Genomic DNA, 12,828 nt, shown 5'->3' on the forward strand with positions numbered 1-12,828 from the left:
TGTTCACTCCGTGCCCAGTAACACGCTTCGCGATGCACAGAAATCATGCAAAACATGATTTCGCGCCGCAATCCTCGGGTTTTCTGTGAACTTTGTTCACAAAAAACACCTCGCGGAATATTACCTATGAACAGTAACTGCGAAATATCTTTTTTGATTATAAACCCTTTCCTATAATTGTCAAATATTGTTTTCTGTGGTATCTTATAACAAACGGGGGGACGAATGGAGGAAAATTATGAGATACGGTAAAATTCGCATAGAAGATGGCAACCTGATCTTTCTCAGGCATATGATACAGAACAATCTCCCATGCAGGGACATTGTCTGGGCATACATCCATCGGGAAGGCGAAAACGCAGAAGCTGCTGTGAAGCAGATGATTTCCAATTATCTTGTGATCATAACCAGAAGAAAGAAACGATATCGTTTTGAGATGACAGAGCATGAGGCCCAGGACTGCCTACGCCTTTTGAAAATATTGAATCCGGACATGGCCACCGGCTTTCCAAGAGGGGGCAGGCTGCCGCTTCTGAACCTGCCCAATACAAGGGACCTTGGCGCCCTTGCCACAAAGGACGGACGGCATATTATTCCCCGCAGGCTTCTTCGAAGCGGAAACCTGTATCACGCTTCTTTGCAGGATCAGAACCTTCTTTTGGAGGATTATCGCCTGAAGACTGTGATCGACCTTCGGGACCAGACGGAGAAAAAGGAAAAGCCGGATGCCGTGATGAAGGGGGTGGAATATTATCACATCCCCATGATCGATGAGGAGACTGTTGCGGACATGCCGGAAAGTACCCTTGGCATTTTACAGGGAAGCACAAGGCTTCGCCAGATCCTGGAATATGACGGGGACATTGAGGCTTTGATCGGGAAGCAGTACGAGAATTTCGTGAAGGATCAGTATTCCGTGAAGCAGTGCGCCAGATTTATGGATGTGCTTTTCCACCATGATAACGGTGCTGTATTATGGCACTGCAGTCTTGGAAAAGACCGGGTAGGGGTGATGACAGCCCTTCTTCTATGCGTTCTTGGGGTGCACAGGGACGAGATCCGGGAGGATTTTATGCGCTCCAATATCTGTCTGGCAGGAGAGTTGGATTATATGCTCCGCTACCTGGAGGCCAATAAGCTGGACAGCATTGATAATGTAAACAAGGTATCCGCGCTGTTTAAGGTAAAGGAAGAATATCTGGACCGGCTGTTTGCAGCCATCTATGCAGAGTATGGCAAGGTGGAGCGCTTTTTGCGCAGGGGATTGTACCTGAATCCAAAGACCGTTTCCGATATGCAGAACAAATATCTGATCTGAAAAATTGCAGAAGCCTCTTTGGAACGGTATAATTATGTATAAATATGCTTTAATACAATAAAACATTAAAATTTTTTTAGTGTGTAGCATTGACAAAAAAAATTAAATTGTTATAATGGTAAGCATATCAATCTGAAGCACGAAAGCAGGATTATTTTATGCAGAATAAGATTTTATCATTATTAGTTGACAACACTTCAGGCGTGCTCAGCCGGGTTGCCGGAATGTTCAGCCGTCGTGGTTATAATATTGACAGTATCACTGCTGGAGTTACAGCAGATGTGAATTACACCCGTATTACTGTGGTGTGCAGCGGGGATGATGCCATTCTCGACCAGATCGTGAGACAGCTTGCCAAGCTTGTGGATGTAAGGGATATCAAGGTCCTTGACCCGGCAGACAGCGTAGTCCGCGAGACCGTTCTTGTGAAGGTTGCGGCAGCACCGGAGCAGCGCCAGGGAATTGTTTCTATTGCAGATATTTTCCGCGCTAAGGTTGTGGATGTAAGCAAGGATTCCCTGATCGTAGAGATGACAGGCAGCAAGACCAAGCTGGAAGCATTTATTGATCTGATGGGAGACTACGAGATCTTAGAGCTGGCCAGAGCCGGTGTTATGGGACTTGAGAGAGGCTCTCACGGAGTGAAGTTCTTATAGTTTGCTAAGGGGTGCGTATTTTGGAGAATGAATATACATACACGGAATATGCATATCTATTCCCTTAACGATATATATTTTTAAGTTTTAATACAGTAGGAGGAAACGAAAATGTCAGCAAGAATTTTTTACCAGGAAGATTGTAATCTCTCTTTATTAGATGGAAAAACAATCGCAATTATCGGCTACGGCAGCCAGGGACATGCTCACGCACTGAACCTGAAGGAGTCCGGATGCGATGTCATTATCGGTCTTTACGAAGGCAGCAAATCCTGGAAGAGAGCTGAAGAGCAGGGATTTAAAGTATATACAGCAGCAGAGGCTGCAAAGAAAGCTGATATCATCATGATCCTGATCAATGATGAGAAACAGGCTGATATGTACAAGAAAGATATCGAGCCAAACCTTGAGGAAGGCAACATGCTTATGTTCGCTCATGGCTTTAACATCCATTTCGGATGTATCGTTCCGCCAAAGAACGTAGATGTTACCATGATCGCTCCTAAGGGACCTGGACATACAGTAAGAAGCGAGTATCAGGCAGGCAAAGGTGTTCCGTGTCTGGTAGCTGTTGAGCAGGATTATACAGGAAAAGCTCTTGACGTTGCACTTGCATATTCACTTGGTATTGGCGGAGCAAGAGCTGGTGTTCTTGAGACAACCTTCCGTACAGAGACAGAGACAGACCTTTTCGGTGAGCAGGCAGTTCTTTGCGGCGGTGTTTGCGCACTTATGCAGGCTGGTTTTGAGACTCTTTGCGAGGCTGGCTACGACCCAAGAAACGCTTACTTCGAGTGCATCCATGAGATGAAACTGATCGTAGACCTGATCTATCAGTCAGGCTTCGCTGGAATGAGATACTCTATCTCCAACACAGCTGAGTACGGCGATTACATCACAGGACCGAAGCTTATCACAGAAGAGACCAAGAAGACTATGAAGAAGATCCTTTCCGACATTCAGGACGGTACTTTTGCAAAAGAGTTCCTGCTTGACATGAGCCCAGCTGGACGTCAGGTTCACTTCAAAGCCATGAGAAAGAAAGCTGCTGAGCATCCATCAGAGAAGGTTGGCGAAGAGATTCGTAAGCTTTACAGCTGGAACGGCGAAGATAAGCTGATCAACAACTAATTTTAACTATAAAGAAATCCGGGGCGACCCGGATTTTTTTATATAACAGAAGCTTCATGGTGTAATTTCCTGTTACATTCAAAACATTGCATCGGTTTTTTGACCTTTTGACCCTGGTATCATCAAATTATATGAACAGGCTTTGGGAGGAGGTCACCAGCTCCTGTGCTTTTGCTCCACTGCGGCAGACAAAGCCGATTTCACGGGAGGGGAAAACAAGTCCCAGCGGTACTTCAACAAGGGTGCCTTCATCCAGCTCTTTTTGCACAAATTCCTTGATTACGCATGCGATTCCAAGACCTACCTGGGCGAACTGGATCAGAAGATCCATAGATGAAACCTCCAGAATATGCCCAAGCTGGAGCTGATGGTCGTGAAGCATGATATTTACGGACTGCCTTGTAATATTCTGTTCATCAAGAAGCATGAACGTTGCAGTATGGGACAGAGGCTCCAAAGGGAAAAGCCTGTGCTGATTTTCCAGATATTGCTTTGTGGCTACAAAGGTATCCTGGATCTGCAGCAGAGGAAGAAATTCATATCCGGATAATTTTCCGGGACGTCCAATAAGACCAATATCAATTCTGTCTTCCTCCAGAAGGCGCAGTGTCTGGTAAGTAGACTGACAGGAAATAGTAATGCGCATCTGCGGATTTGCAGAAATAAAATTTTTCAGCCTTGGCATCAGCACATATTTACACAGTGTGGTGCTGGCACCAATACGCAGTCTTGGAATTTCCCTGGAACGATTGTGCAAAATGGAGTCTTCTCCTTCCGAAAGAAGCTCGAAGGCTGCTTTTACTTTTTCATACAGAAGCTGTCCGTCCGGAGTGAGAGTGACACCTCTGGAGCTGCGCTTAAAAAGAATAGTGTCCAGATTATCTTCTAATTTTTTGATGGCGCGGCTGATAGCCGGCTGGCTGATGTATAGCTCTTTGGCAGCCTGGGAAATATTTCCTGTGCGGCTGACTATATAGAAAATATGATAAAGCGATAGATTTTCCTGCATATGTGATTCTCCCTTTTTTATTCATATTAATATAACTACTGGTTATAATAAATATGATTAATATGTATTGTTATTATAACAGAGAATGTGCTAAAATAGCAACATACAGTGATAAAGAAGGAAAGAATCACCTCGCGGTATATATTTGCTGAAAAATACCATGATGTTGGGGTCAAAAGGCTTTTTGACCTTTTGCCCTTGGTATCATACCATTATACAATAACTAGGAGGAATATAAAAATGGGAATGACAATGACTCAGAAGATTCTGGCGGCTCATGCAGGCCTGGATCATGTAGAAGCAGGACAGCTTATAGAGGCACAGCTTGACCTTGTTCTTGGAAATGATATTACTTCTCCGGTTGCAATCCATGAGATGGATAAGATGACCGTAGATACTGTATTTGATAAAGATAAAATTGCACTTGTTATGGATCATTTTATTCCAAATAAAGATATCAAGTCTGCAGAACACTGCAAATGTGTCCGTGAATTTGCCTGTCGTCACGATATTACCAATTATTTTGATGTAGGACAGATGGGAATCGAGCATGCCCTTCTTCCGGAGAAAGGCCTGACGGTAGCTGGCGATGTGATCATCGGAGCAGACTCCCATACCTGTACATACGGAGCTCTCGGAGCATTTTCCACAGGTGTTGGAAGTACTGATATGGCAGCTGGAATGGCTACCGGTAAAGCATGGTTCAAGGTTCCGTCCGCAATCAAATTCAATATTGTGGGCAAACCTAAGAAATGGGTAAGCGGTAAGGATGTGATCCTTCATATTATCGGAATGATCGGTGTAGACGGAGCCCTTTACAAATCTATGGAGTTCGTAGGCGAGGGCATTAAGAACCTGTCTATGGATGACCGTTTCACAATTGCCAACATGGCTATCGAGGCAGGCGGAAAGAACGGAATTTTTCCGGTTGACGACCTTGCCATTGAATACATGAAAGAGCATTCCAAACGTCCGTTTTCTGCATATGAAGCAGATGAGGATGCTGTTTATGAGGCTGAGTATACCATCGACCTCAGTACACTTGAGCCGACAGTTGCGTTCCCGCATTTACCGGAGAATACCAAGACCATTTCCGAGATCAAAGAGCCGGTTGTTGTGGATCAGTCTGTGATTGGTTCCTGTACAAACGGCCGTATTGATGACCTTCGTGTTGCCGCAGAGATTCTGAAGGGACGCAAAGTGAAGAAAGGACTTCGCTGCATCGTGATCCCGGCTACTCAGGCTATTTACCTGCAGGCAATGGAAGAGGGTCTTCTGAAGATCTTTATTGAGGCTGGCGCAGTGGTAAGCACACCGACCTGCGGACCGTGTCTTGGCGGATACATGGGAATTCTTGCGGCAGGAGAGCGCTGCATTTCCACTACCAACCGTAACTTTGTAGGCCGCATGGGACATGTGGATTCTGAAGTTTATCTTGCAAGCCCGGCAGTAGCCGCTGCAAGTGCTGTAACCGGATATATTTGTGCACCGGAAGAATTAGGATTATAAGGAGGAGTACCCATCATGCAGGCAAAAGGCAGAGTATTTAAATATGGAGACAATGTAGATACAGACGTTATTATCCCGGCCCGTTATCTGAATTCCTCAGATCCGGCTGAACTGGCAACCCATTGTATGGAAGACATCGACAACACTTTCGTGAAGAGAGTGCAGAAGGGTGACATTATCGTAGCAAGCAAGAATTTTGGCTGTGGCTCCTCCCGTGAGCATGCGCCTATCGCTATCAAGGCAGCTGGTGTAAGCTGTGTAATCGCTGAGACATTTGCCAGAATTTTTTACCGAAATGCCATCAATATCGGACTTCCGATCATCGAGTGCCCGGAAGCGAGCAAGGGAATTGATGACGGAGATCAGGTGGAAGTGGATTTCGACTCTGGTATGATCTACAATCGTACCAAAGGAACCCAGTTCAAGGGTCAGGCCTTCCCGGAATTTATGCAGAAGATTATTAAGGCAGAGGGACTTGTAAATTATATTAATGCACAGCACTAATATTTTGTCAACAGGCAAAGTAAAATATCCTGTTAAGGGGCAAATTCCACAGCCTCACATATTGACCTTGTACCTAGTTTTACTAGGTGCAAGGTCTTTTTCTATAAGGAGAAAAATGGCGGAAACGAAAAAAGCAATAATCGCAAACATAGAAGAAATTTACAAATTTGCGGACAAGATAAAAGCAATGCCTGAGTGCAAAAATTTGACCTCAGAAGAAAAATTAAAAATTATTTTCTCGTACCCATTTAAGATTGAAATAATTTAAGTGATTCGAGTTTTTGGTGAAAGAAAATAATAGGAAAAACGATTCTCTTGGACAAAACATAAAAGGCAAAAACAGAAAAGAGAGGATCAACCAATGAAAGAAAATAAGAAATTAGAAACAAGTAACACAGAAGTCGTGGCAGAACCACCCATCCAAATAATCGACAACCGAAGAGAAATAGACGATTTATCAGATGCCGAGTTAAAAGAACTGGAAAAAGAGCTTGAGCAATATGATAAAGACATGTGGCGGCATTTAGATTGCCTCCAAAAGTATAAACACATAGGTGAGGAAATCCCAAAGGATGTGCCGTTTACGGAGTATTTCGGTTACATCATACGGAATTTCCGCAACCCTAAACCAAGAAAAGAGTGGACAGTCAGGGATTATAAAGTAGATGCTGCGAAGGAAGCAAGAAAGATGGCGGCATTTACAATCAAAGACCACGGCTATAAAGAGCCATTAACAGACAGACAAAAACGTGTTGTGGAGCGAATCCGAAACGGCACAGATTTCCATGTTTTTAACTCAATGGAGGAAATTAGGAAACGTTTTAAATAGCTCTATATAAGGGGATAAAATATAATATTCAGCCTGTTACCCCAGTTCCTTTTTACCCAATCGGTAGTGACAGTATTATGTGATAGATAATCCTTACATTTAGAAATGGCATTGGCTATAGCAGCAGTGTCCCCTTTGTAATCTCCAAGATTCAGTGAATATGAATCTAATGCGTCAATAAGTACTGAATTAGCGTCCATAATAAACCTCCTGTAATGGTATAAGAATTAGTGGCAGTACCCTAATTATACCGCAAACCGGGCAAAATCGATAGTAAATTATACCAATACAGGAGGCGGATAAAAATTACTTTTCTAATCAATGGGAATGATGTTATAATAGAGTAGACTAAAATAAATAATTGCATTCAATATAAGGGGGGATTATCCAATGCCTGAGATTAGTTTATTTTATGGAATACGCATTACGATGGATTGGAACGATCACAATCCGCCACATTTTCATGCACAATACGGAAATAATAAAGCTGTGGTATTGATAGAAGATGGAGTAATCAGTGAAGGTTATTTACCCAGCCGTCAGCTGAAATTTGTTCTGGCATGGACGGAAATCCATAAAGACGAATTAATGCAGAACTGGGAATTGTCAAAGGATGGCAAGCCATTAAACAGAATAAATCCGTTAATCTAAAAGGGGTGAATGGAATGGGTGATAATAAACTTGATCAACGATTCTATCCAGAAGTTTACCAGGCAGTGGCAGGAGAAAACTATACAGTCTATGCCTATATGAATGATGGAAGCGTAAGAGAATTTGATGTTAAGCCGCTGATAAAGCAAGGCGGTATTTTCAAGAAGATCGAGGATGAAACAGTATTTAAAAATACGCTGACCGTATTGAATGGGACAGTTGCGTGGGACATAGCTGGAAAGCGGAATGAGTATGAGTGTATTGATATTGATCCCATGACAATTTTTGAATGTCCAATCGTCCCGGATATTCCTGAAATGTAGAAACTTCAATACAATAAAACAGACACAAATAAATATTTATGTTATCAAAAACGAAAAGGGATGTGGAAATATGGATTGGAATCTTAAAATAACAGATATGGCAGGAGCTTCGCCAGAACATTCTTCTGTAATTGTAAACTTTGTTGCAGCAGTCAGACACCAGTTAAGAAACAGTACATGTTATGTATATTCGGATAATGTTCAATATCGTTTCAAAGATAATCAGGGTAGGGACAAGATTGTAATGCCTGATGCTTCCATAAATTGCCGTACAAAATCAAGGCGTGGAAATACATTTACAGATGCGCCGCGTTTTGTTATGGAGGTTTTGTCACCATCAACAGAAAATTATGACCGAACAGAGAAAATGCAGTTGTATTGTGAGCAGGAGATTGAAGAATATTGGATTGTTGACTGGCGTAAAAGAACAGTTGAAATTTATGAGCTGGACTATGAGGGAGAGACTCCAAAATACTACCTTTTAAAAACGATTACGGAAGAAAACAAAGACGAGTTACAATTATTACATTTTCCCAAGATAAAGATTACTTTTGACGAATTATTTGATGAAATTGATTAGTGACTTGTAACAAAGGCAGCTGCAAATATGGTAGGCGGAATTGCCACAGCCATTTAAGCTGCCAATAGCAGTTTATTGACATGGCAGAATGATGGAGGTGATTGGAAAGGGATTGACGGAAAAGAATTTCAGGAATTAAGAAACAGATATATGGAGCGAAAAAATGCGGCTTTTGACTGAATAAAATTGTAGTTTTATTGATTTTGAAATTCTCCTTGATAATTGAATTGATGCATGGTTGGAGGATGGGCGTTTTGCCCCTTTTTGAGAATGTGGCGGTTTGTCCCATGACATCAACTATAAAACGTGAAGTTCCAGGAATGGGCTTCACGTTTTATGTAAAAATATTTAATGTTTTGAAAAAAATAGTTGCAATCTTATTTGGAATTTGATATACTATTAATCGTTTCGGGGTATGGCGTAGCTTGGTAGCGCGCACGGCTGGGGGCCGTGAGGTCGCAGGTTCAAATCCTGTTGCCCCGATTAGAAGCAGAGATGTAAGAACTTGGAGCAGTTGACTTCAGGTTCTTTTTTATTTTCTAAAATTACATAAAACAAAAATGCTGTCAGTAGATCGTAACGAAAAATTACTAAAAATGTCGAAAATTCTCGAGAAAAATTAAAATTTCTATTTCTTTGCGGTAAAATATGGTTCGTATACATATTTTACAGGAGAGGAATGGAAAAAGTGGTTTGTGGGTCTGGCTGCGCTGCTTACGGTTCTGTTTTTCATGCCAACAGCAACACCGCAGGCAGCCACCAAGAACACGACCACCTGGAAAGTCAAGGTAAATGAGAAATATAGCGGAACCCTGACTTTGGATGGAACACAATGGTATCTTAACTGCAGTAAAGTGAATTTCAAGAGACTCAATTATTTGAGACGAATTGTTCATCTGCAGACTCCGAAGGGATGTAAAATCACCACTGGATACTATTACTTTAATACCCAGGGAAGGCTTGACAGAAGAAGAACCTTTCATGACCTGAATACCAGAATTGGCAGCACACGTTTCAAGGGAACTTACTGTTTCGGGGAAGTGAATGGAAGACTTCATCAGCAGTACGGATGGTATCGGGTCGGCGGTGTGAACTACGGAATTGGACCAACTGGAAAACTACCTTGGCACCCTGAAGAAAAACGTTCAGTCCGTACTGAACAGCTACGGCAGCGGCTGGTCTGTCTATGTAAAAGACTTAAAGACCAACACTTCATTCACCATCAACGACACCAGCATGTACCCGGCCAGCATCATCAAGCTGTTTGTCATGGAAGCTACCTACGCCAGCGTCAGGGAAAAAAGAATCGCCCTGACTGCCAACCGGCCGCTTAAATTTCTCATTGACAAAATGCGGCAAAAATGTTAATGTATTAACCACAGGATAATAAGAGAAATGCTTTGATAAGGAATAGTATACAGGAACCAGAGCGCAGAGAGCTGTCGGTCGGTGTAAGACAGCGGAAGGAATCTGTAGAACTCGCCTTGGAGCAGCTGCTTGAAATTGCCCGTACATATTTCGGTTGTCGGCAAGAGTAGACGCAGACGGCTTCCACCGTTACCAGGAGAGGATATAAGGAGTGATCCCGTATCCGTTGAGTGTATGATTTTTCATGAAATAAGAGTGGTACCGCGTAGGACATAATGTCTTCCGTCTCTTGCACAGATATGTGCGGGGCGGAAGACTTTTTTGTTTACAGAAACTGCTTTCCTGTAAGACGAGAATATTTTTCCCAAGTAAGCAGATTATATTTGACATTCACGAAAAATCCGCAAAAGCCAGATCTTAAATTTACAATATGGAGGAACAGAAAAATGATGAACGCAAGCAAGTACAAAAGACAGTATTACCTTCCACCGGAAACCTGCATGGACTGGGCAAAGAAGGACTACATTGACAAAGCACCAACATGGTGTTCCGTAGACCTTCGTGACGGCAACCAGGCACTTGTAATCCCAATGAGCCTGGAGCAGAAGGTTGAGTTTTTTAAACTTCTTGTAAAAATTGGCTTCAAAGAAATCGAGGTTGGTTTCCCGGCAGCTTCCGAGACAGAGTATACCTTCCTTCGTACCCTGATCGACCGCGACCTGATCCCGGAGGATGTTACCATCCAGGTACTGACTCAGGCCAGAGAGCACATCATCCGCAAGACCTTTGAGGCAGTCAAAGGTGCTCCAAAAGCCATTGTCCACGTATACAACTCCACATCTGTTGCACAGCGTGAACAGGTATTCAAAAAATCCAAAGAAGAAATCTTAAAGATCGCTGTAGACGGTGCCAAATTATTAAAAGAGCTGGCTGAGCAGACAGAAGGAAACTTCCAGTTTGAGTACAGCCCGGAGAGCTTCACCGGAACCGAGCCGGAATATGCTCTCGAAGTGTGCAACGCAGTCATCGATGTATGGCAGCCGACCCCGGAGAACAAATGCATCATCAACCTTCCGGTAACCGTAGAGCATTCCATGCCTCATGTATACGCAAGCCAGGTTGAGTACATGTGCAAGCATATGCTGCACCGTGAGAACGTGATCGTATCCCTGCATCCGCACAACGACAGAGGCTGCGGCGTAGCAGATTCCGAGATGGGAATCTTAGCAGGCGCAGACCGTATTGAGGGAACCTTATTTGGAAACGGCGAGCGTACCGGTAACGTTGATATTGTAACCCTTGGCATGAACATGTATTCCCAGGGCGTTGATCCGAAGCTTGACTTCTCCGACATGCCGCATATCTGCGAGGTATACGAGCACTGCACGGGAATGTCAGTAGGAGAGAGAAGCCCATACAGCGGCGCTCTTGTATTTGCAGCCTTCTCCGGCTCCCATCAGGATGCCATCGCAAAAGGCATGCACTGGATCGAGGAAAAAGACCCGAACCGCTGGACCGTTCCTTATCTGCCGATCGACCCGACCGATGTTGGCCGCAACTACGATGCAGACGTTATCCGTATCAACAGCCAGTCCGGTAAAGGCGGCGTAGGCTACATTCTGGAGACCAAATACGGCCTGAACCTTCCTCCGAAAATGCGTGAGGCAATGGGCTACACAGCCAAAGGTGTTTCCGATCACCTTCACAAAGAGCTTCACCCGGATGAGATTTTTGACCTGTTTAAGAAAACCTTCGAGAACGTGGCACAGCCGTACAGCATCAACGAGGTTCATTTCCAGCAGAAAGAGGTTGGAATCACAACTAAGGTTACCTCCACATTTAACGGCAGGACCATTACAACAGAAGCCACTGGAAACGGCCGTCTTGACGCGGTAAGCAACGCACTGAAGAAAGCATACGAGCTGAAATATACCCTGGAAGTATATCAGGAGCATGCCTTAGAGCGCAGCTCCAGTTCCAAGGCCATTGCCTATGTTGGAATCAAGAAGCCAGACGGCACCATGGCATGGGGCGCAGGCGTAGACCCGGATATCATCCGTGCCTCCATTGACGCACTTGTAACAGCCATCAACAATCGCTGAAAATATTGACGGACGCTGTCGTATTATTATAATAAGAAGAAAAGCCATCGCAGATTTTCCCGAAAAAGGAAGCTGCGGTGGCTTTTTTTGTCTGAATAATACGATGGAAAAGCGTTGACCAGAAAGAAAATCACAGGGTATAATACATTTGTAATAAAAAAACCTTGACATTTTAGCCTTTATTAAATATAATTTTCTCATACATTACAAAAATGTTACGAAATAAATAATTAAAGAAATCAAAACATAACAAAAGTGCAAGGAAAGAAGAATATGAAATTAAAAAGAAGTTTACATGATGTAACAACTGATGAGGATAATAAGATTCCTTTGGAAAAGCCGGATCATTCTCCCATACATAATTTTGTAGCTCTTAGTGCCTGTGCCGCGTTGGCGATGATTTTGGCAGTTGGATCAAAGGCAGCAGGGTCCGGGGAACGAAGCCAGGTATACGCAGCTTCGGATGCAGAGAACGAGACCGAGCTTGCCGGGATCGTTTCGGGAACTTTGGAGTATACCCTGCCTACAGGAATTGCAGGTATGGTGACAAGTGTTGCAGATACCCCTCTGGCCGGATCTGCTGTAACACGGATCGGAACCTCCTGTGAGAACGTAATGGTAGGTCAGCGTGTGAAAAAGGTAACAGGAAATGCGGACGAGCTGGATGTAGGAGATTCCATGGCGGACACCGTGGACAGCTTTGACGCAGCCGTGTCTGTTTCCTCAAGTGCCAAGATGATGTCCGATTCGGACTACGACAATCTGCTCCATATTGTGGAGGCAGAGGCAGGAACCGAGGATATTAAGGGCAAGGTACTGATTGCCAATGTAATTATGAACCGTGTGGC

At 43.7% G+C, this 12,828-nt stretch carries 16 protein-coding genes, 1 tRNA gene and 1 other annotated feature; of the genes, 15 read left to right on the forward strand and 2 right to left on the reverse strand.

Annotated features, from left to right (window positions below):
- Positions 1 to 238 precede the first annotated feature (238 nt).
- The 3 genes from DWZ38_RS20550 (at position 239) to ilvC (ending at position 3,105) form a co-directional block, all read left to right on the forward strand.
- On the forward strand, positions 239 to 1,318 hold the full coding sequence (locus tag DWZ38_RS20550; protein WP_021925578.1) for a tyrosine-protein phosphatase: 1,080 nt from the start codon (positions 239 to 241) through the stop codon (positions 1,316 to 1,318).
- A 158-nt stretch (positions 1,319 to 1,476) separates the two neighbouring features.
- Positions 1,477 to 1,974, forward strand: a complete 498-nt coding sequence (ilvN, locus tag DWZ38_RS20555) for an acetolactate synthase small subunit (protein ID WP_021925577.1) — start codon at positions 1,477 to 1,479, stop codon at positions 1,972 to 1,974.
- A 111-nt stretch (positions 1,975 to 2,085) separates the two neighbouring features.
- Positions 2,086 to 3,105, forward strand: a complete 1,020-nt coding sequence (gene ilvC / locus DWZ38_RS20560) for a ketol-acid reductoisomerase (RefSeq protein WP_117855136.1) — start codon at positions 2,086 to 2,088, stop codon at positions 3,103 to 3,105.
- Between the two features lie 127 nt (positions 3,106 to 3,232).
- Here the strand turns inward: ilvC and DWZ38_RS20565 are convergent, their stop codons facing one another.
- Complete coding sequence (locus DWZ38_RS20565) at positions 3,233 to 4,114, reverse strand: LysR family transcriptional regulator (protein ID WP_117855139.1); 882 nt, start codon at positions 4,112 to 4,114, stop codon at positions 3,233 to 3,235.
- Positions 4,115 to 4,354: 240 nt separating this feature from the next.
- Between DWZ38_RS20565 and leuC the strand changes: the two genes are divergently transcribed.
- From leuC to DWZ38_RS20580, 4 genes are all read left to right on the forward strand, one after another.
- Entirely contained in the window at positions 4,355 to 5,623 is a 1,269-nt protein-coding gene (gene leuC, locus DWZ38_RS20570; protein ID WP_021924980.1) for a 3-isopropylmalate dehydratase large subunit, read from the forward strand.
- A 15-nt stretch (positions 5,624 to 5,638) separates the two neighbouring features.
- A complete protein-coding gene (gene leuD / locus DWZ38_RS20575) occupies positions 5,639 to 6,127 on the forward strand; it encodes a 3-isopropylmalate dehydratase small subunit (RefSeq protein ID WP_021924979.1) in 489 nt (162 codons plus the stop codon).
- 4 nt (positions 6,128 to 6,131) lie between these two features.
- On the forward strand, positions 6,132 to 6,395 hold the full coding sequence (locus tag DWZ38_RS21995; protein WP_147343043.1) for a hypothetical protein: 264 nt from the start codon (positions 6,132 to 6,134) through the stop codon (positions 6,393 to 6,395).
- A 93-nt stretch (positions 6,396 to 6,488) separates the two neighbouring features.
- Positions 6,489 to 6,956 carry a hypothetical protein gene (locus DWZ38_RS20580; RefSeq protein WP_117855141.1) on the forward strand — a complete coding sequence of 156 codons (468 nt, stop codon included), beginning with the start codon at positions 6,489 to 6,491 and terminating at the stop codon, positions 6,954 to 6,956.
- Positions 6,957 to 6,958: 2 nt separating this feature from the next.
- Here DWZ38_RS20580 and DWZ38_RS20585 read toward each other — a convergent pair whose 3' ends face one another.
- The gene (locus DWZ38_RS20585; protein ID WP_021924977.1) at positions 6,959 to 7,156 is read right to left on the reverse strand and encodes a hypothetical protein; all 198 of its coding nucleotides are present in this window, start codon (positions 7,154 to 7,156) and stop codon (positions 6,959 to 6,961) included.
- Between the two features lie 190 nt (positions 7,157 to 7,346).
- Here DWZ38_RS20585 and DWZ38_RS20590 point away from each other — a divergent pair, with 190 nt between their 5' ends.
- From DWZ38_RS20590 to DWZ38_RS22400, 8 genes are all read left to right on the forward strand, one after another.
- Positions 7,347 to 7,607, forward strand: coding sequence for a DUF4160 domain-containing protein (locus DWZ38_RS20590; protein ID WP_021924976.1), 261 nt, complete (start codon positions 7,347 to 7,349; stop codon positions 7,605 to 7,607).
- 14 nt (positions 7,608 to 7,621) lie between these two features.
- The gene (locus DWZ38_RS20595; protein ID WP_021924975.1) at positions 7,622 to 7,930 is read left to right on the forward strand and encodes a DUF2442 domain-containing protein; all 309 of its coding nucleotides are present in this window, start codon (positions 7,622 to 7,624) and stop codon (positions 7,928 to 7,930) included.
- Between the two features lie 70 nt (positions 7,931 to 8,000).
- Entirely contained in the window at positions 8,001 to 8,510 is a 510-nt protein-coding gene (locus tag DWZ38_RS20600) for a Uma2 family endonuclease (protein WP_021924974.1), read from the forward strand.
- Positions 8,511 to 8,725: 215 nt separating this feature from the next.
- Positions 8,726 to 8,902, forward strand: a complete 177-nt coding sequence (locus DWZ38_RS22550; RefSeq protein WP_178105401.1) for a hypothetical protein — start codon at positions 8,726 to 8,728, stop codon at positions 8,900 to 8,902.
- Positions 8,903 to 8,919: 17 nt separating this feature from the next.
- Positions 8,920 to 8,993, forward strand: a tRNA-Pro gene (locus tag DWZ38_RS20605).
- Positions 8,994 to 9,611: 618 nt separating this feature from the next.
- The gene (locus tag DWZ38_RS20610) at positions 9,612 to 9,878 is read left to right on the forward strand and encodes a serine hydrolase (protein ID WP_117855144.1); all 267 of its coding nucleotides are present in this window, start codon (positions 9,612 to 9,614) and stop codon (positions 9,876 to 9,878) included.
- Between the two features lie 23 nt (positions 9,879 to 9,901).
- Positions 9,902 to 10,171 (forward strand) — a binding site (T-box leader).
- Between the two features lie 153 nt (positions 10,172 to 10,324).
- A complete protein-coding gene (locus DWZ38_RS20615) occupies positions 10,325 to 11,980 on the forward strand; it encodes a 2-isopropylmalate synthase (protein WP_173767228.1) in 1,656 nt (551 codons plus the stop codon).
- Positions 11,981 to 12,253: 273 nt separating this feature from the next.
- A partial coding sequence (locus DWZ38_RS22400; protein WP_243000449.1) for a cell wall hydrolase occupies positions 12,254 to 12,828 on the forward strand: 575 nt, incomplete at its 3' end.

Origin of the sequence: Ruminococcus sp. AF31-8BH (assembly GCF_003460605.1) — a bacterium.
In the GTDB taxonomy this organism is placed as follows: Bacteria; Bacillota; Clostridia; order Lachnospirales; family Lachnospiraceae; genus Blautia_A; species Blautia_A acetigignens.

Coding starts and splice junctions, on each gene's coding strand:
- DWZ38_RS20580 (WP_117855141.1), top strand. CDS start 6,489: ATGAAAGAAAATAAGAAATTAGAAACAAGTAACACAGAAGTCGTGGCA.
- DWZ38_RS20585 (WP_021924977.1), bottom strand. CDS start 7,156: ATGGACGCTAATTCAGTACTTATTGACGCATTAGATTCATATTCACTG.
- DWZ38_RS20550 (WP_021925578.1), top strand. CDS start 239: ATGAGATACGGTAAAATTCGCATAGAAGATGGCAACCTGATCTTTCTC.
- ilvN (WP_021925577.1), top strand. CDS start 1,477: ATGCAGAATAAGATTTTATCATTATTAGTTGACAACACTTCAGGCGTG.
- ilvC (WP_117855136.1), top strand. CDS start 2,086: ATGTCAGCAAGAATTTTTTACCAGGAAGATTGTAATCTCTCTTTATTA.
- DWZ38_RS20590 (WP_021924976.1), top strand. CDS start 7,347: ATGCCTGAGATTAGTTTATTTTATGGAATACGCATTACGATGGATTGG.
- DWZ38_RS20600 (WP_021924974.1), top strand. CDS start 8,001: ATGGATTGGAATCTTAAAATAACAGATATGGCAGGAGCTTCGCCAGAA.
- leuD (WP_021924979.1), top strand. CDS start 5,639: ATGCAGGCAAAAGGCAGAGTATTTAAATATGGAGACAATGTAGATACA.
- DWZ38_RS20595 (WP_021924975.1), top strand. CDS start 7,622: ATGGGTGATAATAAACTTGATCAACGATTCTATCCAGAAGTTTACCAG.
- DWZ38_RS20565 (WP_117855139.1), bottom strand. CDS start 4,114: ATGCAGGAAAATCTATCGCTTTATCATATTTTCTATATAGTCAGCCGC.
- DWZ38_RS20615 (WP_173767228.1), top strand. CDS start 10,325: ATGATGAACGCAAGCAAGTACAAAAGACAGTATTACCTTCCACCGGAA.
- leuC (WP_021924980.1), top strand. CDS start 4,355: ATGGGAATGACAATGACTCAGAAGATTCTGGCGGCTCATGCAGGCCTG.